The 21,453-nt window shown below is 72.6% G+C and carries 21 protein-coding genes and 1 tRNA gene; 15 read left to right on the top strand and 7 right to left on the bottom strand.

Annotated elements, in window-relative coordinates:
- Positions 1-45: 45 nt before the first annotated feature.
- The gene (locus ACZ7LE_RS05335; RefSeq protein WP_470402277.1) at positions 46-726 is read right to left on the bottom strand and encodes a TetR family transcriptional regulator; all 681 of its coding nucleotides are present in this window, start codon (positions 724-726) and stop codon (positions 46-48) included.
- Positions 727-827: 101 nt separating this feature from the next.
- On the opposite strand from ACZ7LE_RS05335, the gene paaA reads away from it, so the two are divergent.
- The 6 genes from paaA to ACZ7LE_RS05305 are packed head-to-tail and all read left to right on the top strand — an operon-like array spanning position 828 to position 5,424.
- A complete protein-coding gene (paaA, locus tag ACZ7LE_RS05330; RefSeq protein WP_470402276.1) occupies positions 828-1,817 on the top strand; it encodes a 1,2-phenylacetyl-CoA epoxidase subunit PaaA in 990 nt (329 codons plus the stop codon).
- Positions 1,814-2,113, top strand: coding sequence for a 1,2-phenylacetyl-CoA epoxidase subunit PaaB (gene paaB / locus ACZ7LE_RS05325; RefSeq protein ID WP_285103358.1), 300 nt, complete (start codon positions 1,814-1,816; stop codon positions 2,111-2,113). Before paaA ends, paaB begins: the two co-directional genes overlap by 4 nt.
- Positions 2,114-2,163: 50 nt before the next feature.
- Positions 2,164-2,991: a 1,2-phenylacetyl-CoA epoxidase subunit PaaC gene (gene paaC, locus ACZ7LE_RS05320; protein ID WP_470402275.1), complete on the top strand. Its 828-nt coding sequence runs from the start codon at positions 2,164-2,166 to the stop codon at positions 2,989-2,991.
- Positions 2,991-3,524, top strand: a complete 534-nt coding sequence (gene paaD / locus ACZ7LE_RS05315) for a 1,2-phenylacetyl-CoA epoxidase subunit PaaD (protein ID WP_470402274.1) — start codon at positions 2,991-2,993, stop codon at positions 3,522-3,524. Before paaC ends, paaD begins: the two co-directional genes overlap by 1 nt.
- Complete coding sequence (paaE, locus tag ACZ7LE_RS05310; protein WP_470402273.1) at positions 3,524-4,657, top strand: 1,2-phenylacetyl-CoA epoxidase subunit PaaE; 1,134 nt, start codon at positions 3,524-3,526, stop codon at positions 4,655-4,657. Before paaD ends, paaE begins: the two co-directional genes overlap by 1 nt.
- On the top strand, positions 4,654-5,424 hold the full coding sequence (locus ACZ7LE_RS05305; RefSeq protein ID WP_470402272.1) for an enoyl-CoA hydratase/isomerase family protein: 771 nt from the start codon (positions 4,654-4,656) through the stop codon (positions 5,422-5,424). The genes paaE and ACZ7LE_RS05305 overlap by 4 nt, the downstream gene beginning before the upstream one ends.
- Before the next feature lie 11 nt (positions 5,425-5,435).
- Here the strand turns inward: ACZ7LE_RS05305 and ACZ7LE_RS05300 are convergent, their stop codons facing one another.
- From ACZ7LE_RS05300 to ACZ7LE_RS05290, 3 genes are read right to left on the bottom strand one after another with little or no spacing between them, the layout of a single operon-like run.
- Entirely contained in the window at positions 5,436-6,812 is a 1,377-nt protein-coding gene (locus ACZ7LE_RS05300) for a dihydrolipoamide acetyltransferase family protein (RefSeq protein ID WP_470402271.1), read from the bottom strand.
- A complete protein-coding gene (locus ACZ7LE_RS05295; protein WP_470402270.1) occupies positions 6,809-7,813 on the bottom strand; it encodes an alpha-ketoacid dehydrogenase subunit beta in 1,005 nt (334 codons plus the stop codon). The genes ACZ7LE_RS05300 and ACZ7LE_RS05295 overlap by 4 nt, the downstream gene beginning before the upstream one ends.
- Positions 7,813-8,919 (bottom strand): thiamine pyrophosphate-dependent dehydrogenase E1 component subunit alpha, encoded by a 1,107-nt coding sequence (locus tag ACZ7LE_RS05290; RefSeq protein WP_470402269.1) that lies wholly within the window; start codon positions 8,917-8,919, stop codon positions 7,813-7,815. Before ACZ7LE_RS05290 ends, ACZ7LE_RS05295 begins: the two co-directional genes overlap by 1 nt.
- A gap of 119 nt (positions 8,920-9,038) precedes the next feature.
- Between ACZ7LE_RS05290 and ACZ7LE_RS05285 the strand changes: the two genes are divergently transcribed.
- From ACZ7LE_RS05285 to ACZ7LE_RS05255, 7 genes are all read left to right on the top strand, one after another.
- Complete coding sequence (locus ACZ7LE_RS05285; RefSeq protein WP_470402268.1) at positions 9,039-9,518, top strand: Lrp/AsnC family transcriptional regulator; 480 nt, start codon at positions 9,039-9,041, stop codon at positions 9,516-9,518.
- Positions 9,519-9,553: 35 nt separating this feature from the next.
- On the top strand, positions 9,554-10,561 hold the full coding sequence (locus ACZ7LE_RS05280) for a LacI family DNA-binding transcriptional regulator (protein WP_470402267.1): 1,008 nt from the start codon (positions 9,554-9,556) through the stop codon (positions 10,559-10,561).
- A 136-nt stretch (positions 10,562-10,697) separates the two neighbouring features.
- Positions 10,698-11,864: a Gfo/Idh/MocA family protein gene (locus ACZ7LE_RS05275; RefSeq protein ID WP_470402266.1), complete on the top strand. Its 1,167-nt coding sequence runs from the start codon at positions 10,698-10,700 to the stop codon at positions 11,862-11,864.
- Positions 11,864-12,958, top strand: a complete 1,095-nt coding sequence (locus ACZ7LE_RS05270; protein ID WP_470402265.1) for a Gfo/Idh/MocA family protein — start codon at positions 11,864-11,866, stop codon at positions 12,956-12,958. Before ACZ7LE_RS05275 ends, ACZ7LE_RS05270 begins: the two co-directional genes overlap by 1 nt.
- Positions 12,959-13,272: 314 nt before the next feature.
- The gene (gene sigJ, locus ACZ7LE_RS05265) at positions 13,273-14,163 is read left to right on the top strand and encodes an RNA polymerase sigma factor SigJ (protein WP_470402264.1); all 891 of its coding nucleotides are present in this window, start codon (positions 13,273-13,275) and stop codon (positions 14,161-14,163) included.
- A gap of 105 nt (positions 14,164-14,268) precedes the next feature.
- Entirely contained in the window at positions 14,269-14,724 is a 456-nt protein-coding gene (locus ACZ7LE_RS05260) for a carboxymuconolactone decarboxylase family protein (protein WP_470402263.1), read from the top strand.
- 69 nt (positions 14,725-14,793) lie between these two features.
- The gene (locus ACZ7LE_RS05255; protein WP_470402262.1) at positions 14,794-15,261 is read left to right on the top strand and encodes a hypothetical protein; all 468 of its coding nucleotides are present in this window, start codon (positions 14,794-14,796) and stop codon (positions 15,259-15,261) included.
- A 188-nt stretch (positions 15,262-15,449) separates the two neighbouring features.
- Here ACZ7LE_RS05255 and ACZ7LE_RS05250 read toward each other — a convergent pair.
- Positions 15,450-15,523, bottom strand: a tRNA-Met gene (locus tag ACZ7LE_RS05250).
- Positions 15,524-15,634: 111 nt separating this feature from the next.
- On the opposite strand from ACZ7LE_RS05250, the gene ACZ7LE_RS05245 reads away from it, so the two are divergent.
- Complete coding sequence (locus ACZ7LE_RS05245) at positions 15,635-16,453, top strand: nicotianamine synthase family protein (protein ID WP_470402261.1); 819 nt, start codon at positions 15,635-15,637, stop codon at positions 16,451-16,453.
- 61 nt (positions 16,454-16,514) lie between these two features.
- Here the strand turns inward: ACZ7LE_RS05245 and ACZ7LE_RS05240 are convergent, their stop codons facing one another.
- Positions 16,515-19,529: a UPF0182 family membrane protein gene (locus ACZ7LE_RS05240; protein WP_470402260.1), complete on the bottom strand. Its 3,015-nt coding sequence runs from the start codon at positions 19,527-19,529 to the stop codon at positions 16,515-16,517.
- Between the two features lie 141 nt (positions 19,530-19,670).
- Complete coding sequence (locus ACZ7LE_RS05235) at positions 19,671-20,771, bottom strand: YlbL family protein (RefSeq protein ID WP_470403277.1); 1,101 nt, start codon at positions 20,769-20,771, stop codon at positions 19,671-19,673.
- A gap of 139 nt (positions 20,772-20,910) precedes the next feature.
- On the opposite strand from ACZ7LE_RS05235, the gene ACZ7LE_RS05230 reads away from it, so the two are divergent.
- Positions 20,911-21,453 (top strand): SprT-like domain-containing protein, encoded by a 543-nt coding sequence (locus ACZ7LE_RS05230; protein WP_470402259.1) that lies wholly within the window; start codon positions 20,911-20,913, stop codon positions 21,451-21,453.

The raw sequence follows: 21,453 nt of genomic DNA, 5'->3' as shown, positions 1-21,453 counted from the left end.
TGCAGCATGGCATGCGGGACGGCCGGGTTCAAGAGCGCGGCTCGGTCAGGGGCGGCGGCCGGGCTGGGCGCGCAGCCCCTCGAACGCCATGGCGACGACGGCGTCGGCGAGCTGGTCGGCCGTGAGCCCGCCGCCGGGGCGGTACCACTCGACCAGCGAGTTGACCATGCCGAAGAGCAGGCGCGTGGCGGTGCGGGCGTCGACGTCCGACCGGAGGGCGCCGTCCGCGACCGCCTCCTCGACCAGGCGGGCCACGGCGTGGTCGAACTCGCGGCGCCGCGCGAGCGCCTCGCGCTCGACGTCGGTGTTGCCGCGCAGGCGCAGCAGGAGCGTGACGAAGGGCAGCTCCTCCACGAGCACCCGCACGGCGCCGCGGAGCACGCGTTCGAGCCGGTCGAGCGCGGTCGGCGCGGCGGCGTCGGGCTGCCCGGCCGGCTCCTGGTCCGGCCCCTCGCCCGGCTCCTGGAGCAGCGCCTCGAGGTTGCCGAGCGCCCGCTCCAGCGCCAGCCGCAGCAGCTCCTGCTTGCCGCTGACGTGGTAGTAGATCGCGGACTTGCTGGTCCCGAGGCGCTCGGCCAGCTCGCCCATCGACGTCGCGTCGTACCCGCGCTCGTTGAACGCCTGGACGGCGACGGCCAGCACCGCGTCCAGGTCGTAGGCCACGCGCCCCGCGCGCCCGTTCCCGCCCCGTCGAGCGGGTGCGGGGGCGGCGTCGGACTGATCCATGCGAGCCAACCTAACCGACGCCGAGGGCGTTGCCGCCGCCCCCACCCCGGTGCTAGCCTGACTGAACGATCGGTAAGTAGGGCTCCAGCACAGGAGACGGCATGCCTGCACACGACCCGGCCACGACCGCTTCCCCCGAGGCCGACCCCCGGGAGGACGCGCGGCTCGCGGCGTTCGACGCCCTCATCGCCGCCGACCAGCGGATCGAGCCCACGGACTGGATGCCGCCGGCGTACCGGAAGGCGCTGGTGCGGCAGATGTCGCAGCACGCGCACTCCGAGATCATCGGCATGCAGCCGGAAGGCAACTGGATCACGCGCGCGCCGAGCCTCAAGCGCAAGGCGATCCTCATGGCCAAGGTGCAGGACGAGGCCGGCCACGGGCTCTACCTCTACTCGGCCGCCGAGACGCTGGGCACCACCCGGGACGAGATGCTGGACGCGCTGCACTCCGGCAAGGCCAAGTACTCCTCGATCTTCAACTACCTCGCGCCGTCGTGGGCCGACATGGGCTCGATCGGCTGGCTCGTGGACGGCGCCGCCATCGCGAACCAGGTGCCGCTGTGCCGCGCCTCCTACGGCCCGTACGGGCGCGCGATGGTGCGCATCTGCAAGGAGGAGTCGTTCCACCAGCGGCAGGGCTTCGAGATCCTGCTGGCGCTGATGAACGGCACCGACGAGCAGCGGGCGATGGCGCAGGAGTCGGTGAACCGCTGGTACGCGCCGGCCCTGATGATGTTCGGCCCGCCCGACGCCGACTCGCCCAACTCGCGGCAGAGCATGGCCTGGAAGGTCAAGCGCTTCTCGAACGACGAGCTGCGCCAGCGGTTCGTGGACATGATCGTGCCCCAGGCCGAGATCCTCGGCATCACGCTGCCCGACCCCGACCTGCGCTGGAACGAGGACCGCGGCCACCACGACTTCGGCGAGCTCGACTGGGCCGAGTTCCACGCCGTCCTGCACGGGAACGGGCAGGCGAACGCGCTGCGCCTGGCCAAGCGCCGCGCCGCGCACGCCGAGGGCGCGTGGGTGCGCGAGGCCGCTCGGGCGTACGCCGAGCGCACCGCGACGAGCGAACGGATGGCGTCATGACCGAGGAACCCCGCCGGGAGACCTGGCCCCTGTGGGAGGTGTTCGTGCGCTCGGCGCGCGGCCTCTCGCACGTGCACGCCGGCTCGCTGCACGCGCCGGACGCCGAGCTGGCGGTGCGCAACGCCCGCGACCTCTACACCCGCCGCAGCGAGGGGGTCTCGATCTGGGTGGTGCCCGCCGCCGCGATCACGGCGTCGGACCCCGACGCGAAGGACGCGTGGTTCGAGTCCCCGCGCGGCAAGGACTTCCGGCACGCGACGTACTACACGGCGTCGCAGGCCGTGCCGCACCTCTGACCCGTACCGCCGGCCACCGGCCGGACGGCCCGACGCTCGATGGAGAGCCCATGCAGAACCAGCACCAGTCCTCGTCCGCGGTGCTCACGCCCGAGGCGATCGCCGCCCGGGTCGCCCCGCAGGACAGTCCCGTCCGGGCCGCCGACGACGTCGCGCGGTACGCGCTCGGCCTGGGCGACGACGCCCTGGTCCTCGCGCAGCGGCTGGGCTCGTGGATCGCGGCGGCGCCCGAGCTGGAGGAGGACGTCGCGCTCGGCAACATCGCGCTCGACACCCTGGGGCACGCGCGCGGCCTGCTGACCTACGCGGGTTCCGCCTGGGACCAGACCGAGGACGACCTCGCGTACTTCCGGGACGAGGCGGACTTCCGGTGCCGGCAGATCTTCGAGCGGCCCAACGGTGACTTCGCCTGCACGATCGCCCGGCAGCTCGTCGTCTCGGCCTACTTCACCGTGCTCTACCGCGGTCTGGCCGGCAGCGCAGACCCCACGCTGGCGGCCATCGCCGCCAAGGCGGTCAAGGAGGTCGACTACCACCTGGACCACGCCACGCTCTGGACCGTGCGCCTGGCGCTCGGCACCGACGAGTCGCGGCGGCGGATGACCGCCGGGCTGGAGGCGACCTGGCCGTTCGTGGACGAGCTGTTCGCCGACGACCCCGCCGCCGACGCCGTCCCGGACGCCGCGGTGCCGCCCGCCGGCCTGCGCGAGCCGTTCGACGCGCTGCTGCTGCCGGTGCTCGACCGGGCGGAGCTGCCGGTCCCGACGGTCGCGGCCGTCCGCGGCGGCGGCCGGACCGGGGTGCACTCCGAGGCGCTGGGCCCGCTGCTCGCGGAGATGCAGGTGCTGGCCCGGCGGCACCCGGGGGCGGTGTGGTGATGAGCGCCGTCGACAGTGCGGTCGAGCGCGAGCGGGTCGCCCGCCCCCGCCCGGGGACGGAGCCGGAGCGCGCCGTGTGGGACGCGGCGGCGGCCGTCACCGACCCCGAGGTTCCGGTCCTGACCATCGAGGACCTGGGCGTGCTGCGCGGCGTGCGGATCGTGGACGGGTCGCCCGTCGTGGACATCACGCCCACCTACTCGGGCTGCCCCGCCGTGGACGCGATCCGTGCCGACATCGTCGCCGTGCTCGGCGAGCACGGCTTCCCCGGGGCGCGCGTGGACGTGGTGCTCTCCCCCGCGTGGACGACCGACTGGATGAGCGACGCCGGCCGCCGCAAGCTCCTGGAGCACGGGATCGCCCCGCCCGGCCGCCGGGCCGGCGGCGTCGTCGCGCTGGGCCTGGGCGTGCGGTGCCCCCGGTGCGGCTCGCTGCACACGCGCGAGCTCGCGCGGTTCGGTTCGACGTCGTGCAAGGCGCTGTACGTCTGCCAGCGCTGCCGGGAGCCCTTCGACCACTTCAAGGAGCACTGATGCCGGTCGTCGACGGCGGTGTCCCGGCCGCGCCCGGCACGCGCCGTCGTGCCCGCTTCCACCCGCTCACGGTCGCGGCCGTCCGCACCCTGACGGCGGACGCCGTCGAGGTGACGTTCGACGTGCCGGACGACCTCGCCGACGCCTACTCCTACGCGCCCGGCCAGTACGTCGCGCTGCGCGCGCGGGTCGACGGCGAGGAGGTGCGCCGCACCTACTCGATCTGCCAGGCGCCCGTGCCCGGCCTGCTGAAGGTGGGCATCAAGCGCGACATGGGCGGGCTGTTCTCGCCCTGGGCCATCGACCACCTCGCCCCGGGGATGACGCTCGACGTGATGAGCCCCGAGGGCCTGTTCGTCTCGCACCGCCCGCCCGGCCAGGGCGGGCGGGTGGTCGGGGTCGCGGCGGGCAGCGGCATCACGCCGATGATGTCGCTCGTGGAGCACACGCTCGCCGCGGCGGCCGACAGCACGTTCGACCTGGTCTACTCCAACCGGACCACGACGGACACGATGTTCGTGGACGAGCTCGCGGACCTCAAGGACCGCTACCCCGCCCGCCTGGCCCTGCACCACGTGCTGACCCGCGAGCGCCGGGGCGCCGAGCTGCTGTCGGGCCGGCTCGACGCCGACCGGCTGCGTCGTATCGTGACCGCCCTGATCGGGCCGGACGACGTGGACGAGTGGTTCCTGTGCGGGCCGTTCGAGATGGTGCAGACCTGCCAGGCCGTGCTGGAGGAGCTGGGCGTGCCGCCGGAGCGGGTGCGGCACGAGCTGTTCACCACCGGCCGGCCCGAGCGTCCGACGGCGCCGCGCGGGGCCCCGCCGGCATCCGGCGCCTCGGACGGCGAGTCGCACGCGATCTCGTTCCGGCTCGACGCCGCGACGTCGACCGTGACCAGCCCGGCCGGGGCGCGCGAGAGCGTGCTGAACGCCGCCCTCCGGGTGCGCGGCGACGTGCCGTTCGCCTGCGCGGGTGGCGTGTGCGGCACGTGCCGGGCAAAACTGGTCTCGGGCACGGTGGAGATGGCGGAGAACTACGCGCTGGAGCCCGAGGAGCTGGCGCGCGGCTACGTCCTGACCTGCCAGGCGATCCCCACCAGCGAGGAGATCTTCGTGGACTACGACTCATGATCACGCTCACGATCGACGACGACATCGCCGAGGTGGTGCTCGACGCGCCCGGCCGCCTGAACGCCCTGGACGAGACCGGCCTGGCCGAGCTGGACGACGCCTACCGGCAGGCGGAGGCCGCGGGCGTGCGCGCGCTGCTGCTGCGGGGCGAGGGCCGGGCGTTCTGCGCCGGCCGGGACATCTCGGGGGTCGACCCGGCCACCGACGACGCGGTGGGGTACCTCCGCAACCGGGTGACCCCGCTACTGTGGCGCATGGCCGCGTTCCCGGCGCCGACGTTCGCCGCGGCCCATGGCGCCTGCCTGGGCGTGGGCCTCGGCCTGCTCATCGCCACCGACGTCGTCTACGTCGCCGACGACGCGAAGGTCGGCTCGCCGTTCGCGAACCTCGGGGCGACGCTCGACTCGGGTGGGCACGCGCTCTTCGTCGAGCGCCTGGGCGCGCACCGCACGCTCGACCTGGTCTACACGGGTGAGCTCATGAGCGGGGCCGAGGCGGTCGCCGCCGGGCTGTTCTCGCGGGCGGTACCGGGGCCGGAGCTGCTCTCCTTCACCCGGTCCCGGGTCGAACGTGTGGCGCAGGGGGCGACCAGCGCGTTCCTCGCCTCCAAGCGCCTGGTCGCCGAGCTGCGCGACGAACGGGTCGCGTTCTGGGCCTCCGTGGCCCACGAGAGCGAGGCGCAGGGCAACCTCAGCCTCACCGACGACTACCGGGAGGGCTTCGCCGCCTTCCAGGAGAAGCGCAGGCCGAAGTTCACGGGTACCTGATCAGGACGAGGTCACAGGCGGACTATTGCCGGGAGCGGGTTCTCGATGGCGTCCGCGACGGTGCGCATGAAGCCCGCCGCCGTGCCGCCGTCGCAGACCCGGTGGTCGAAGACGAAGGACATCTGGGTGATCTTGCGCGGCACGATCTGACCGTCGACCACCCAGGGCCGGTCGATGATCCGGCCGAAGCCCAGGATCGCGACCTGTGGGTGGTTGATGATCGCTGCGCTGCCGTCGACCCCGAGGCTGCCGTAGTTGTTCAGCGTGAACGTGCCGGCGGTGAGCTCCTCGGGCGTGGCCTTCCCGACCCGGGCGCGCGCGGTGAGGTCGCGGAGGGCGGCGTCGAGCTCGCGCGTGGTCATCGCGCCGGCACCGAGCACGGCCGGCGCGACGAGCCCGGCCTCGCCCTGGACGGCGATGCCGAGGTTGACCGTGTCGCACACGACGATCTCGTCGCGCTCGGCGTCGAACCGCGCGTTGAGCACCGGGTAGGCGGCCAGGCCGGCGACGACGAACCGGGCGATGTGGGCCAGCAGCCCGGGCCCGGGGTCGTCCGGGGTGCGGGTGGCCTCGCGCAGCTCCCAGAGCGCGGTGGCGTCGACGTCGACCCAGACGGTCGCCTCCGGGATCTCCGCGCGGCTGCGCGAGAGCACCCGGGACGCCGACCGCCGGAAGCCGCTGAGCGGGATGTGGTGCTCGCCGGGGGCCGGCGGTACGACGGCGGGAGCGGCGGCGGGGCTCGGCGCCGAGGTGGCCCGTGCCCGCTCGGCCGCCGCGCGCACGTCCGACCGGGTGACGGTCCCGCCCGCGCCCGTCGGCGGGATGGCGGCCAGGTCCAGGCCGGCCTCGCGGGCCAGCCGCCGGACGATCGGGGAGATCACGCGGACGGGGCTGCTGTCGTGCGCAGGTTCGGGGTGCGGGACGCCGTCGTCGTCCGGGGCCGCGACAGCGGCAGGCACGGCGAGCGCAGCGGGCCGCGTCCCGCGCGGCCTGCGCCGCCGCCCCGTGCCGGGGTGCGCGGACGTGCCGTACCCGACCAGCACGTTGCCGGAGCCGGCCTGCTCCTCGGTGCGATAGGCCTCGGCGGCGGGATCGGGCTGCGGGTCAGGCTCCGGGTCCGGTTCGGCCTCGGGGGCATCGGCCGTGATCGTGATGAGCGGCCGGCCCACCTCGACGCACTCCCCCTCGGCAGCGTGCAGCACGCCCACCCGGCCGGCGTACGGGCACGGCACCTCGACCACGGACTTGGCGGTCTCGACCTCCACCACCGGCTGGTCCATGGCCACGACGTCGCCCGGCGCGACCAGCCACTGCACCACCTCGGCCTCGGTGAGACCCTCGCCGAGGTCGGGCAGCAGGAACGTCTGCTCGGTCGTGGTGCTGGTCATGCGTCCTCCCACTGCAGGTCGTCGACGGCGTCGAGGATCCGGTCGACGGACGGGAGCTGGAGGTGCTCGAGCTTCGGCGGCGGGTACGGGATGTCGAAGCCCGTGACACGCCGGACCGGCGCCGCCAGCGAGTGGAAGCACCGCTCGCTCACCCGGGCCGCGATCTCGGAGGCGACGCTCGCGAACCCGGCCGCCTCGGCGATCACGACAGCGCGGCCGGTCGACTCCACGGCCGCGCAGACCCCGGCGTCGTCGAACGGGACGATCGAGCGCACGTCGACGACCTGGAGGCTGCGGCCGTCGCGCGCGGCCGCCTCGGCGGCCTCCAGCGCGACCGGCACGGACGGGCCGTAGGCGATCAGCGTGGCGTCGGTACCCGGACGGCGGACGACGGCCGTGCCGATGCCCGGCCCACCGCCGGTCTCGAACGAGACCTCGCCCTTGGCCCAGTACAGCTTCTTCGGTTCGAGGAAGACCACGGGGTCGGGCGAGGCGATCGCCTCGCGCAGGAGCCGGTAGGCGTCCGCGGGGTTCGACGGCGCGACGACGTGCAGGCCGGGCGTGTGCGCGTAGTAGGCCTCCGACGAGTCGCTGTGGTGCTCGACACCGCCCACGCCGCCGGCGTACGGGACCCGGATGACCAGGGGCAGCTCGACGCGGCCGCGCGTCCGGTTCCGCATCTTCGCGATGTGGCTGACCACCTGCTCGAACGCGGGGTAGGCGAAGGCGTCGAACTGCATCTCGATCACGGGCCGCATGCCGTTCATCGCGAGGCCGACGGCGAAGCCCGCGATGCCGGCCTCGGCGAGCGGGGTGTCGAAGCAGCGGTCCTCGCCGAACTCGGCGGTGAGCCCGTCGGTCACCCGGAAGACGCCGCCGAGCGGGCCGACGTCCTCGCCCAGCACGAGCACCGTGGGGTCCTCGGCCAGGGCGTCGCGCAGCGCCCGGTTGATCGCCTGGGCCGTGCTGAGCGTCTCGCGCTCCACCGTGGTGCTGGTCATCAGGGGGCCTCCTCACGGCTCGGCTCTTCACGGCTGATCTCGTCCTTCACCAGGGCGAGCTGCTCCACGAGCTGCGGCGTCGGTGTGGAGTAGACGAAGCGGAACAGGTCCTCGGGGTCCGGCACGACGTCCACGGAGATCCCGTCCCGGGTGTGCCGGGCGAGCCGCTCGGCGGCATCGGCGTGGGCCGCGGCGCGCGCGTCGTCGAGCAGCCCGGCCCCGCGCAGATAGGCGTCCAGGCGGCGGATCGGGTCCTTGGCCGCCCAGCCGGCGACCTCGTCGTCGCTGCGGTAGCGGGTCGCGTCGTCGGCGTTGGTGTGGGCCTGCATGCGGTAGGTGCGGCCCTCGACGAGCTGGGGCCCCTCCCCGGCCCGGGCGCGGCCGACCGCCCCGGACAGGACGTGCAGCAGGGCCGCGAGGTCGTTGCCGTCCACCTGCTCACCCGGCACGCCGTAGCCCACGCCCTTGTGGGCCAGCGACGGCGCGACGGTCTGCCGGGACAGCGGCACCGAGATCGCGTACTGGTTGTTCTGCACGAAGAAGACCACCGGCGCCCGGAAGACGGCGGCGAAGTTCAGCGCCTCGTGGAAGTCGCCCTCGCTCGTGGCGCCGTCGCCGCACATGGCCAGCACCACGGTGGACTCCCCGCGCAGCCGCGCCGCGTGCGCCACGCCCACGGCGTGCGGGAGCTGCGTGGCGAGCGGGGTCGCCAGCGGCGCTACGCGGCGCTCGTACGGGTCGTACCCCGAGTGCCAGTCGCCCTTGAGCAGGCCGAGCACCTCGACGGGGTCCACGCCGCGCGCCACGGCCGCGGCGGTGTCGCGGTAGGTCGGGAAGAGCCAGTCCCCGTCGCCGAGCACCTGCGCGGCCGCGACCTGGCAGGCCTCCTGCCCGTACGACGACGGGTAGACCGCGAGGCGCCCCTGCCGCACGAGGACCGAGGCCTGCTCGTTGAACCGGCGGGCCGTGACCATGCCCGCGAGGCCGCGGAGGAGGTCGTCGGCCGCGGGCAGCGCGGCCGGGCCATCGGCCGTCGGCCGGCCGTCCGGGTCGAGGAGCATGACCGGCTCCCGCGAGGGCAGCATGAGATCTTCGTCGATCGCCATGTAGATATACTGGTCAAAGTTCCATTCGGATTCCATCAACGGCGAGGATCCGAGAACCCGTCCAGTCATGACCGGGTCACACGAACCAAATGTCCAGCACAGAAGGGGCTGAGGGCGTGGTGGCGAGACAAGTGGCAGCGGGCCTGGACGAGGTCGACCGGCGCATCATCGACGAGCTGCGCCGGGACGGCCGGATGTCCATGCGGACGCTCGCCGAGACGCTGCACATCTCGCGGGCCAACGCGTACGTGCGTGTGCAGCGGCTGGAGTCCACCGGGGTGATCCGCGGCTACCGCGCGGAGATCGACCCGGTCCTGGCCGGGCTGGGCACGTCGGCCTACGTGACGGTGAACCTGGACCAGGCGCAGTGGCGCTCGGTCCGCGAGGAGCTGCGCACCCTGCGCGGCATCGAGCACATCGGCCTCGTCGGCGGGGAGTTCGACCTCGTCCTGCTCGTCCGCGCCCGCGACAACGCCGACCTGCGGCACCTGATCCTGGACCAGATCCAGGGCATGAACGGCATCGTGAACACCCACACGCTGCTGGTCTTCGAGGAGCCGGTGCCCGCCGGCCCGGCACCGGCGGCGCCGGCGAACTGATGCGGCCGGTCCCGGCGAGAGGGGACACTGTGTCGATGTCAGCCCGCCAGCCCACCAGCCACGACGTCGCGCGCGCCGCGGGGGTCTCGCAGTCGACGGTCAGCTACGCCCTGTCCGGCAAGGGCACCATCGCGCCCCGGACCCGCGAGCACGTGCTGGCGGTCGCGGCGTCGATGGGCTACCGGCCCAACCTCGCGGCACGGTCGATGCGCACCCAGCGCTCGGGCCGGCTCGCCGTGGTCACGGGCGTGACGGTGGACAACCGGCTGCGCATGCTCACCGGCGCCGCGGAGGTCGCGGCCGAGGCGGGCTACGCCGTGGACACCCACAGCGTCGACGGGACGGCCGAGGCCCGCACCGAGCGCGTCGTCGACCTGGCGCGGGGCGGCCAGGTCGAGGGCGTGCTGACGTTCCTGCCCGTGGTGCCGGACGCGCTCACCCTCGACGAGGACGCCGCGCCGGTCGTGGCCGAGACGGCCCTGGACGAGCAGCTCCGCACCACCGGCGAGCTCGCCGACGCGAGCCTGCTGGGCACGGTGATCTCGGCGCTGGCCGCGGCCGGCCACCGCCGGTTCCTGCACGTGGCCGGGCCCGAGCACTTCGCCTCGGCGCGCTCCCGGCGCGACGTCTACCTCGCGGAGGTCGAACGCCTCGGCGTCGAGTCGCTCGGCGTCGTCGGCAGCGCCTGGTCCCCCGAGTCGGGCCGCGCGGCCATGCTCGCCCTGCCCGACGACGCCCCGCCGCTCGCCGTGATCGCGGCCAACGACTACGTGGCGCTCGGCGTGCTGCGCGGGGCGGCGGAGCGCGGCTGGTCCGTCCCGGGCGACCTGGTCGTCACCGGCTGGGACGACGCCGACTTCAGCGCGTTCACGACACCCTCGCTCACCACGATCCCTGTGGACTTCGTCGAGGCAGGCCGGCGCGCGATGCGCCGGCTCGTCGCGGCGGTGCGGCACGAGGAGCCTCCGGCACACACCGCGCCGCTCCAGCGCGTGGTGTGGCGGGAGTCGACGGGGGCGCTCACGCCCGCCGTCGTCCCCTGACGACAGACCGGCCCTTGACATCCCGCGCACCGGACATGACGATGTTGAACCGTTGCATCATACGTATGATGCGATCCGCGACGTCGCACCGTTCCGCTGGTCGGCGTCGTGACGTCGTCGTCCAACCGGAGGAAGCATGCTCAAGATCGGCATCGTCGGGACCGGCGGTATCGCCGGTGCGCACGCCGAGGGATACCGCCGCTTCGCGCAGGAGTGCGAGGTCGTCGCCGTCTGCGACATCGTCCCGGGCAAGGCCGCGGAGCAGCGCGCGCGGCTCCAGGTGCCCGGCGCGCGGGCCTACGAGAGCATCGAGGAGCTGCTGGCCGCCGAACAGGACCTCGACCTGGTGAGCATCACGACGCCGCCGTCGACCCACGCGGAGCTGACGGTCACGGCCCTGCGGGCCGGCGTGGACGTGCTGGTCGAGAAGCCGATGGCGCCCTCGTTGGAGGAGTGCGACGCGATGATCGCGGCCGCCGCCGAGCACGGTCGTGTGCTGTCGGTCGTGGCGCAGAACCGCTTCCGCGACGACATGGCCACGCTCAAGGAGGTGCTGGACTCCGGCCTGGCCGGGCCGGTCTCGCACGTCCAGGTGAACTCGGCGTGGTGGCGCGGCACGGCCTACTACGACCTGTGGTGGCGCGGCACGTGGGAGTCCGAGGGCGGCGGCTGCACCCTGAACCACGCGATCCACCACCTCGACCTGACGCAGTGGATGCTGGGCGCGCCCCGCGCGGTCACCGCCGTGCTGACCAACGCCGCGCACGAGAACGCGGAGGTCGAGGACCTGTCCGTCGCCGTGCTCCAGTACGACCGGGCGCTGGCCGAGGTGACGAGCTCGGTGGTGCACCACGGCGAGGAGCAGGCGATCGTCGTGCAGGGCCGGGAGGCCCGCGTCTCGCAGCCGTGGAAGGTGGTGGCCTCGGCCGCCTCGCCCAACGGCTTCCCCGCGTCGGGGGGCAACCCCGAGCGCGTCGCGGAGATCGAGGCCCTGGCGGCGGCCCGGGAGCCCCTGGCGCACGTGGGCCACAACGGGCAGATCGGGGACACGCTCGCCGCCGTCCGCGAGCGCCGCGAGCCCGCCGTCACCGGCGCCGACGGCCGCCGCGCCGTCGAGCTGGTGACCGCGATCTACCAGGCCGGGATCGAGCGGCGCACGGTGGACCTGCCGCTGCGGCCCGACGACCCGTACTACCGCACGGGCACACTGGTGGCTCGCGCGCCCCACTTCTTCGAGAAGACCGCGTCGGTGGGCGACCTGCCCGGCGCGATCACCGTCGGCAGCAGCCAGGAGGCGATCTGATGAACGCGAGCAGCGGTGCCAACTACGCGCCCGAGCCGGTACCCGACCCCGTGGTGGGCGCGGGCGACTTCCCCTTCGCCGCGGTCCGGCTGGACCACGGCCACATCTACGGCATGGCCGAGGGCCTCCAGGCCGCGGGCGGCACCGTGAAGTGGGTGTACGACCCGGACCCGGCCAAGGTGGAGGCCTTCCGGAAGAAGTTCCCCGACGTGCGCGTCGCGCGCAGCGAGGACGAGGTGTTCGACGACGACGAGGTGCGGCTGGTCGCCGGCGCCGCCGTCACCTCCGAGCGCTGTGCCCTGGGCCTGCGCGCCATCGAGGCGGGCAAGGACTACTTCACGGACAAGGCTCCGCTGACCACGCTCGACCAGCTCGCGGCGGCCCGGGAGGCCACCGCGCGGACCGGCCGCAAGTACGCCGTCTACTACTCGGAGCGCATCCACGTCGAGGCGGCGGTCCTGGCCGACCAGCTCGTCGAGCGGGGCTCGATCGGGCGCGTGCTGCAGGTCATGGGCCTGGGCCCGCACCGCCTCGGCACCGGCCGGCCGGACTGGTTCTTCGAGAAGGAGAAGTACGGCGGCATCCTCTGCGACATCGGCAGCCACAACTTCGAGCAGATGCTGCACTACGCGGGCGCCAAGGACGCGCAGGTGACGCACGCCGCCATCGCCAACTACAACCACCCGGAGCACCCGGAGCTGGACGACTTCGGCGAGGCCAACATCGTGATGGACAACGGCGCGGCGGGCTATTGCCGGGTCGACTGGTTCACCCCCGACGGCCTGAGCACCTGGGGTGACGGACGCACGTTCATCCTCGGCACCGAGGGCTACATCGAGCTGCGCAAGTACGTGAACGTGGGCACCGACGAGGGCCCCGGGCACGTCTTCCTGGCCAACGGCGAGGGCGAGCACCACCTCGTCGCCAAGGGGAACGTGGGCTACCCGTACTTCGGCCGGCTCATCCTCGACTGCCTCGAGCGCACCGAGACCGCGATGACCCAGGAGCACGCGTTCAAGGCCGCCGAGCTGAGCGTCCAGGCCCAGCTCGCGGCCCGGGTGCTGACGGCCGACGCCGAGGGCGCTTCCGCCTGACCGTCGTCGCGCTCTGGCTGGGCCGCCGGCGCTTCTTGCCCGACCTGTCGGCGCTCCCTGCCCGACCCGTCGCCGCTCCCTGCCCGACCCGTCGGCGCTCCCTGCCCGACCCGTCGGTGCTCCCCTTTGAGGCCGGGGTTTCTTCGCTTTGAGCTGGCTCAAAGCGAAGAAACCCCGGCCTCAAGGAGGATCCGGATCGGCCTCGATCCGGGCCGACCTCCGTCCAGGAGCGGCCCGGGCTCTCTCTTCTGATCGGGCGCTGTGGCCGATCTATGCTGCTCCCGACACCGCTCACGGCGGAGAGGAGCGACCGCGTGGCAACAGAGCTGCCCGGGCAGGACCGGCTCCGTGCCGAGTGGGCCACGCACCGGCCCGCGGTGTTCGGCGCGGCGTACCGAATTCTCGGGAGCGTGGCGGACGCCGACGACGTCACCCAGGACGTCTGGCTGCGCGCCGTCGCCGCGAACCTGGACGAGGTGCGCAACCTCCGGGCCTGGCTGATCACCGTCGCTGCCCGGCGGGCGTACGACATCCTGAACAGCGCGCGGCGCCGCAGGGAGTCCTACGTGGGGCCGTGGCTGCCCGAACCCCTGCTGACCGGGCCGGACGCGGCCGAGCCGGTGCTCGTCGACGAGTCCGTCACCGCGGCGATGCTCCTGGTCATGGAGAAGCTCAGCCCGCCGGAGCGGGTCGCCTTCGTGCTGCACGACGTCTTCGACCTCGAGTTCGCGCGGATCGCCGAGATCCTCGACGTGACGGTGCCGGGTGCCCGGCAGCTCGCCTCCCGGGCCCGCCGTCGCGTGGCCGCCGGGAAGGACGTGATGCCCCGCACGTCGCGGGTGTCGCGGGCGGAGCGGGAGCGGGTGCTGGAGGCGTTCCGCGGGGCCTACGAGAGCGGGGACCTGGACGGACTGGTGCGGCTGCTGGACCCCGACGTCGTCTACGTCACCGACGGTGGGGGCACGGTCCACGCGGCCCGCAAGCCGATCCTCGGCGGGCAGCGGGTGGCGGAGGTCATGGTGCGCGTCGGGCGCCAGCTGCGCCCCGACCGCATCGACCTCGTGGAGGTCGGGGGCGAGCTCTCGCTGGTGTTCCACCGCGAGGGCCGGGTGTTCTCCGTGGACACGGTGCAGATCGCGGACGGGCGGATCACCGCGTACCGCCGGGTCGTCAACCCGGACAAGCTCACCCGCGTCCGGGTGTGACGTCTCCGACTGTCACGTCCCGGCGGGCCACGTCGTCTCCCTGGCGGCCCCGGTGCCGCTGCGGCGCGCGCCGGTCCCGGCCGCACGACGATCCCGAGGAGAACCATGACCACCACCCAGCGCGTCGACATGGGGAAGCAGCACCCGAACGCGTACAAGGCCCTGCTCACCCTGTCCGCGGAGGCCGAGCACGACGCCCTGGCGGCGGGCCTCGACCCGCTCCTGGTCGAGCTGCTGCGGATCCGCACCTCCCAGATCAACGGCTGCGCGTTCTGCCTGCGGATGCACACCCGCGACGCCCTGACGAAGGGCGAGAACCCCGACCGGATCGCCGTGCTGCCCGCCTGGCGGGAGACGGGCTACTTCTCCGCCGCCGACCGGGCGGCGCTCGGCCTCGCCGAGTCGATCACCCTGGTCGCCGACGGGCACGTGGCGGACGCCGACTACGCGTCCGCGGCCGCGGTGCTCCCGGACGAGCAGGTGGCGGCGGTCTCCTGGATCGTCACCGTGATGAACGCTCTCAACCGCGTGGCGATCACCAGCCGGTACACCGTCGCCTGAGCCTCGGGGCATCCGGCACGTCTGCAGGTTCCTGCAAGCTGCGTCCGTGCGCTGATGTTGACTACGGCCATGCGAAAGAACGGACAGATCAAGCGTCATCTCACGGCGGCACTCGGTGTCGCACTGGGGGCCACCATGCTCGCTGCCCCGGCGGCGGCAGCGGCAGAGCAGATCGCGCACACCTGCGTGGGCGAGCAGGTCGTCCGCTGTGCCAACGTGGAGATGTCGTCCGCCGGCGTGTTCAACGCCCACGCGAGGGTGACCGACAGCTCCGGCGGCGGTGACTACAGCGTCCAGGTCCGCGAGGTCCGCCTTGAGTACTTGCGCGACGGTCTCTGGTGGACCGTCGCGGAGGCTTACCCCGCCGAAGCCTGGGAGCCTGTCCAGGATGTCCACCGCACCGCGTCATGGTCGTGCGGTTCTTCCTCGCAGCGGCGTATGCGGGCGATCACGACCGTGGAGTGGCAGGACCAGAACGGCGTCGTCGGCAGAGACACGCTCACGTCGGGGAACGTCACGGTCTGCCCCCGTACCTGACCACATCGCCCGGGAAGCCCCGTGGACGCGACGTCCACGGGGCTCCACCTTGCCCACGATGGGCGAGGAACGACTGAGTACATCGGCACAACCCACCGGCCGCCCACCCGACCAGCCCAGAACAAAAACGGCCGGGCCTACGATTCCGTAGGCCCGGCCGTTCGTGATGTCCTGCGACACCACCTGTGTAGCGGGGGCAGGATTTGAACCTGCGACCTCTGGGTTATGAGCCCAGCGAGCTACCGAGCTGCTCCACCCCGCGTCGGTGATCCCTACTTTACGCACCCCGAGCGACGAAGCGCAAACCGGGTCGCCCGGTCGAGACGCAGGTCACAGCCGGTCGAACCGATCCGGCCGTGGAACCATCGTCCCCATGACGACGGAGCTGAGCGATACCACCCTGTCCGCCGACCGGATCGTCCACCTCACCGACCAGCTTGCCGCACTGCCCCACCTGCGCCCGGATCCCGGCACCAACGCTCTCTTCGGCGGCCTGGTCCAAGCGGTGCTCGCGACGCCCGACCGGCAGGCCCGGGACGTCCTGGCGCATCCCGAGGTCCACCGCCGCAAGGACGCCATCCGCGATCTCTCGGCGCGCGGCGAGACGGAGCTCGAGCACACGTGGGCGGAGCACATCGCCGACGCGCCCGACGCCCGGGCCGCGCTGGCCGCGTTCCCCTACCTCGACAACTACCGCCGGCTCATGGCGCTGGAGGCCCGGCTGATCGCCCACGCGGGCGTCGGCACGCCGTCGTCGGTCGCCGTCGTCGGGAGCGGACCGCTCCCCCTGAGCACCCTGGGCTACGCCGCCGCGCTCGACGCCCCCGTCGTCGGCCTGGACCGGGACGCCGCGGCGGTGGCGCTGGCGCGCCGGGTCGCCGCACGCCTCGGCGCGACCGCGGTCCGCTTCGAGCGGGCCGACGCGTCCGACGTGGGCCTCGCCGAGCACGACGTCGTGGTGCTCGCCGCGCTGGTGGGCGAGACGCCGTCGGCCAAGGCGGCCATCCTGCGCAGGATGGCCGACACCATGCGGCCCGGCTCGCTGCTGCTCGCACGCAGCGCGCGGGGCGCCCGCACCCTGCTGTACCCGCCCGTCGACCTGGGGGCCATGCCGGGGTTCGAGGTGCTGGAGGTGGTGCACCCCACCGACGACGTCATCAACTCGGTGGTGGTTGCCCGCCGCCTCGCATAAATGAGTCAGACCCGCAGGTCACCTTGAGTGACCTGCGGGTCTGACCGTGTGCGTCGGTGCGTCAGCCCTGCTGGGCCTCCTCCGCCGCGATCGCGTCCTCCAGCGCCTTCTGCAGCCGGTCCTGCGCCTCGCCGTAGGCGGCCCAGTCACCGTCGCGCTGGGCGGCGTTGGCGTCCTCCATGGCCTGGCGGGCGTCCTGCAGCGCGGCGTCCAGCTCGGACGACGGCGCCTCGGTGCTGTCCGGCGTGGACTCGCCGCTCGGCTCCTGGCTGGGCTCCTGCGTCGGCTCGGTGCCCGTGTCGCCCTCGCCCGTGGGCGGCGCGGTCGGCGCCTCGTCCTCGGCCGCCGCACCGGCGTCGCCGGCCTGCGCACCCGAGTCGCCGCCGAACACCTGGTCCAGCGCCTCGTCGAGCGTGTCGGCGAACCCGATGTCGTCACCGAAGGCGACGAGCACCTTGCGCAGCAGCGGGAACTGCGTGCCACCGGTCGACTGGATGTAGACCGGCTGCACGTACAGCAGACCGCCGCCGACCGGCAGCGTGAGCTGGTTGCCCCGGCGCACCGTGGACGCGCCGATCTGCAGGATGTTCAGCTGCTCGGAGATCGTCGGGTTCGAGTCGAAGTTGTTCTGCACCTGACCCGGTCCGGGGACAGTCGTGTCCCGTGGGAGCTCCAGCAGGCGTAGCTTGCCGTAGTCCTCGGCCTTGGCGCCCGCCTCGTTGCCCGCGTCGGCGTCCACCGCGAGGAACCCGGTGAGCACCTCACGGTCGGTGTTACCGCCCGGGATGAAGGTCGACGTCAGCGAGAACGTGGACTCGTCCTGGCCCGGCATCTGCAGCGTCAGGTAGTACGGCGGCTGCAGCGGGGCGGTGGTCGCCTCCGACGTCGGGTCGGTCGGGTTGTTCCAGAAGTCCTGGCCCGAGAAGAACTCGGCGGAGTCCGTCACGTGGTACTGGCTGAGCAGGGTGCGCTGCACCTTGAACAGGTCCTCCGGGTACCGCAGGTGGCTCATCAGGTCGCCGGAGATCTCGTCCATCGGCTTGACGGCGTTCGGGAAGACGTTGCTCCACGCCTTCAGGATCGGGTCGTCGGCGTCCCACGCGTACAGGTCGACCGAGCCGTCGTAGGCGTCGACCGTGGCCTTCACCGAGTTCCGGATGTAGTTGACCTCCTCCGGCAGCTCGACGGGGGCGCCGGTCTGCTGGGTGAGCGTGTCCGCCACCGCCTCGTCGAGCGGCGTCGAGGTCGAGTACGGAACGGCGTCGCTCGTGGTGTACGCGTCGACGATCCACTTCACGCGGCCGTCCACGACCGCCGGGTAGACCCGGTTGTCGAGCGTCAGCCACGGCGCGACCTTGCTGACGCGCTGCTGCGGGTCCCGGTCGTAGAGGATCTGCGACTCGCTCGTGACGCGGTCGGAGAACAGCAGCTGCTCCTCGCCGAACTTGAGCGCATACAGCAGCTTGCTGCCGAACGTGCCGACGTCGGGCCCGGCGTCACCGGTGAACGTGGTGTTGACCTGGCCGCCGTCGTCCGCGTCGTCGGCCTGGTAGTCGAGCTCCCACGCCTTGGTGCCCTCGGGCGCGCCCACGATCGAGTACGTGGTGGTGCTCGGGCTGAAGTAGATGCGCGGCTCGTACTCGCCCTCGAGGTCGCTGATCGCGCCCTGGGACGGGATGCCGCCCTCGAAGAAGGCCGGGCGCCCGTCCGGGCCCGGCTGGTTGCCGTACGCGGCGACGACGCCGTAGCCGTGCGTGTACACGGTGTGGTCGTTGACCCAGTTGCGCTGGTCCTGGCCCAGGCCGTCGAGGTTCAGCTCGCGCACCGCGATCACGGTGTCGCGGGACTCGCCGTCGATCTCGTACTTGTCGACCGAGAGCGAGTCGTTGAAGTTGTAGTACTGCTTGTTCTGCTGGAGCTGGCGGAACGACGGCGAGACGATCTGCGGGTCCAGCAGGCGGATCGACGCGGCGGTGTCCGCGTCCGAGCGCAGGGCGCCCTCCTCCGCCTCGGTCGTGGCGTCGTACGGTTCCTTCTCGACGTCGTCGATGCCGAAGGCCGACAGGGTCGCGTCGATGTTGCGCTGGATGTACTCGCTCTCCAGCTCCTGCGCGTTCGGGTTCACCTGGAAGCGCTGCACGACCGCGGGGTAGATGCCGCCGATCGCGATGGCGGACACGACCATGAGGCCGACGCCGATCGCGGGCAGGCGCCAGTCGCCACGGAACGCGGTGACGACGAACAGCGCGGCGACGAAGATCGCGACCACCGTGAGGATGCCCTTGGCCGGGATCACGGCGTGCACGTCCGAGTAGGAGGCGCCGTCGAACCGGTCGCCCGCGTTGGTCAGGATCGAGTACCGGTCCAGCCAGTAGTTGGCACCGATCAGCAGCAGCAGCACCGCGCCGATGACGGCCAGGTGGATGCGCGCCGCGGGTGTGGTGCGGGGGCCGCCGGCGGCAGCCGGGCCGATCCGGAGCCCGCCGTACAGGTAGTGCGTGATCACCCCGGCGATGCCGGCGATCACCACCACCGAGATGAGGAACCCGACGCCGAACCGCAGCGCGGGGAGCAGGAAGACGAAGAACCCGAGGTCCATGCCGAACTGCGGGTCCGTCTCGCCGAAGGGCTCGCTGTTGAACGCCAGGAGGACCGTGCGCCACTGCGCCGACGCCGCGACGCCCGCGAAGAAGCCGATCAGCACCGGGGCCGCGATCATCACGACCCGGCGGAGCGGCTCGACCGCCTCGCGGTACTGGTCGAGCGTGGCCTGCTCGGGGGTGCTCGGCGCGTACACGGGGCGGGAGCGGTAGGCCGCGGTGAACGACCAGAACACGGCTCCGGCCATGACCAGGAAGCCGACGGCGAACAGCGCGCCGCGCATCCCCCACTCGGTCCAGATCACCCGGGAGAACCCGAGCTGCCCGAACCACATGACCTCGGTCCAGAACTGCGCTAGGAGGAGCAGGGCCGCGACGACGACGGCGACCGCGACGACCGCCACCCCCAGGGGACTGCGTCGTCGGGCTCGGGGTGCGCCGCCGGATGGGCGACGAGGTGCTGCGGCGAAGGACACTTCTGCGTTACCTCACGTCATGAATGGTTGGGCCGTACGCAGGTGGAACGGCCAGGCTCTGGTCAAGGTTCCCACCACAAGGTTCCCACATCCTCCAGATGTGCAACACGCGGTCAACGCCCGGGATCCCGCCCGCGCGCGTCAGGAGCACGTCGGCAGGTCGGCCCCCTCGCCGCGCCCGATTTGCTCGACGGCGTCGCGCGCCTCCGCCAGCGTCGCCACCTTCACCACACGCAGCCCGTCGGGCACGTTGCCCACCACCTGGTCGCAGTTGTCGGCGGGCGCGAGGAACCACTCGGCGTCGTCCCGGACGGCGCCGTACAGCTTCTGCTCGATGCCGCCGATGGGACCCACGGTGCCCTCCGGGCTCATGGTCCCGGTGCCCGCGATGATCTCGCCGTTGGCCTCGTCCTCGGGGGTGAGCTTGTCGATGATGCCGAGCGCGAACATCGTGCCCGCGCTGGGTCCGCCGATGTCCTCGATCTCGATGGAGACGTCCACGGGGAAGTCGTAGTGCGGGTCGATGAAGACGCCGAGCACGGCCCGCTGACCGTTGTCGGCGGTCGTGATGGTCACGTCCATGGTGCGCTTGCCCCGCTGCACGCCGAGCGTCACGTCGTCGCCCGGGGTCGTCGCGGCCAGCCCGTCGATGAGGTCGGCGTAGGTGCCCACGGGTTCACCCTGGAACTCCGTGATGACGTCCCCCTCCTTGAGCTTGCCCTCGGCCCCGGACCCGGGTTCCGTGCCGGCGACGTCCAGCACGGCGGGCACGTCGTAGCCGAGCTCGGTGAGCGCCGCGGCCGTGGCCGACTCCTGCGACGAGACCATCTCCGCCTGGCTGACCTCCTGCTGCTCCTCCTTGGTGGTCGCCTCCGGGAAGATCGCCTCGACCGGGAGCACCGAGCGTCGCGGGTCCAGCCAGCCCTGGATCACCTGGCCCGCCATCATCGGATAGCCCGGCCCGCCGAGCACGGACACCGTGGTCAGGCGCAGCTGCCCCGTGGACTCGTAGGTGCGGGCGCCCTCGATCTGGATGAGGTTGCGCTCCAGGGTGTCCTCGGTGGGCCCGGGCGAGCGCATCGCGTAGGGCGTGGGCACGACCAGGGCCAGCGCGGCCAGAACGGCCGTGAGCAGCAAGGACACCCCGAGCGTGACCGTGCGGCGCGTGATCGGCGCCGGGCTGTCCACCACCTGGTCGAACGGTGACGGCTCGGGTTGCGGAGCGTGCTGGAGGTCGCGCATGTCGGTCACCGGCCCATCATTCCTCACTTGCCTGGGCGTTCCGTGAATCGCATCCGAGAACAGCACCGTAGGCAAAGTTTTTCCACTTGAACGGTGTGTTATACCCCACCTTGACGCCGATAACCGGTACGGTCGTGCCGTGGCCCACGACGCCCTGACGTCCGTGGAGGTGCGCCGGAGCCGCCGTCGCACCGCCACGGTGAGCGCATACCGCGACGGTGGACGGACCATCGTCGCCATTCCTGCGCGCTTCTCTCGGGCTCAGGAACGAGAGTGGGTGGCGAAGATGGTGGCCCGGCTCGAGGACAAGGAGCGGCGCCGCCGCCCGTCCGACCAGGAGCTCATGGACCGCGCCGGCGAGCTCTCCGCCAAGTACCTCGGCGGCAGGGCCCGGCCCTCCAGCGTCCGGTGGTCGGCCAACCAGGGCAGGCGCTGGGGATCCTGCACGCTGCTGGACGGCTCCATCCGGATCTCCACCCGGCTGCAGGGCATGCCGGGCTGGGTGCTCGACTACGTGCTGCTGCACGAGCTGGCGCACCTCCTGCATGCCGGCCACGGCCCCGAGTTCTGGAAGATCCTCGAGGTCTACCCCCGGACGGACCGCGCGCGCGGCTTCCTGGAGGGCGCGTCGTTCACGCAGGACGACAACGGCCAGGCCACTCCGGACGACGAGGAGGACTGA

This window comes from Promicromonospora sp. NPDC110617, from assembly GCF_055598465.1.
Note: the sequence above shows the minus strand (reverse complement) of the source record. Positions and strands in the feature narration are given on the sequence as shown.

Bases quoted from the DNA above. Each gene is read 5' to 3' on its own strand.
- ACZ7LE_RS05335 (WP_470402277.1), bottom strand. From the start codon at position 726: ATGGATCAGTCCGACGCCGCCCCCGCACCCGCTCGACGGGGCGGGAAC.
- paaA (WP_470402276.1), top strand. From the start codon at position 828: ATGCCTGCACACGACCCGGCCACGACCGCTTCCCCCGAGGCCGACCCC.
- paaB (WP_285103358.1), top strand. From the start codon at position 1,814: ATGACCGAGGAACCCCGCCGGGAGACCTGGCCCCTGTGGGAGGTGTTC.
- paaC (WP_470402275.1), top strand. From the start codon at position 2,164: ATGCAGAACCAGCACCAGTCCTCGTCCGCGGTGCTCACGCCCGAGGCG.
- paaD (WP_470402274.1), top strand. From the start codon at position 2,991: ATGAGCGCCGTCGACAGTGCGGTCGAGCGCGAGCGGGTCGCCCGCCCC.
- paaE (WP_470402273.1), top strand. From the start codon at position 3,524: ATGCCGGTCGTCGACGGCGGTGTCCCGGCCGCGCCCGGCACGCGCCGT.
- ACZ7LE_RS05305 (WP_470402272.1), top strand. From the start codon at position 4,654: ATGATCACGCTCACGATCGACGACGACATCGCCGAGGTGGTGCTCGAC.
- ACZ7LE_RS05300 (WP_470402271.1), bottom strand. From the start codon at position 6,812: ATGACCAGCACCACGACCGAGCAGACGTTCCTGCTGCCCGACCTCGGC.
- ACZ7LE_RS05295 (WP_470402270.1), bottom strand. From the start codon at position 7,813: ATGACCAGCACCACGGTGGAGCGCGAGACGCTCAGCACGGCCCAGGCG.
- ACZ7LE_RS05290 (WP_470402269.1), bottom strand. From the start codon at position 8,919: ATGGCGATCGACGAAGATCTCATGCTGCCCTCGCGGGAGCCGGTCATG.
- ACZ7LE_RS05280 (WP_470402267.1), top strand. From the start codon at position 9,554: ATGTCAGCCCGCCAGCCCACCAGCCACGACGTCGCGCGCGCCGCGGGG.
- ACZ7LE_RS05275 (WP_470402266.1), top strand. From the start codon at position 10,698: ATGCTCAAGATCGGCATCGTCGGGACCGGCGGTATCGCCGGTGCGCAC.
- ACZ7LE_RS05270 (WP_470402265.1), top strand. From the start codon at position 11,864: ATGAACGCGAGCAGCGGTGCCAACTACGCGCCCGAGCCGGTACCCGAC.
- ACZ7LE_RS05260 (WP_470402263.1), top strand. From the start codon at position 14,269: ATGACCACCACCCAGCGCGTCGACATGGGGAAGCAGCACCCGAACGCG.
- ACZ7LE_RS05255 (WP_470402262.1), top strand. From the start codon at position 14,794: ATGCGAAAGAACGGACAGATCAAGCGTCATCTCACGGCGGCACTCGGT.
- ACZ7LE_RS05245 (WP_470402261.1), top strand. From the start codon at position 15,635: ATGACGACGGAGCTGAGCGATACCACCCTGTCCGCCGACCGGATCGTC.
- ACZ7LE_RS05235 (WP_470403277.1), bottom strand. From the start codon at position 20,771: ATGCGCGACCTCCAGCACGCTCCGCAACCCGAGCCGTCACCGTTCGAC.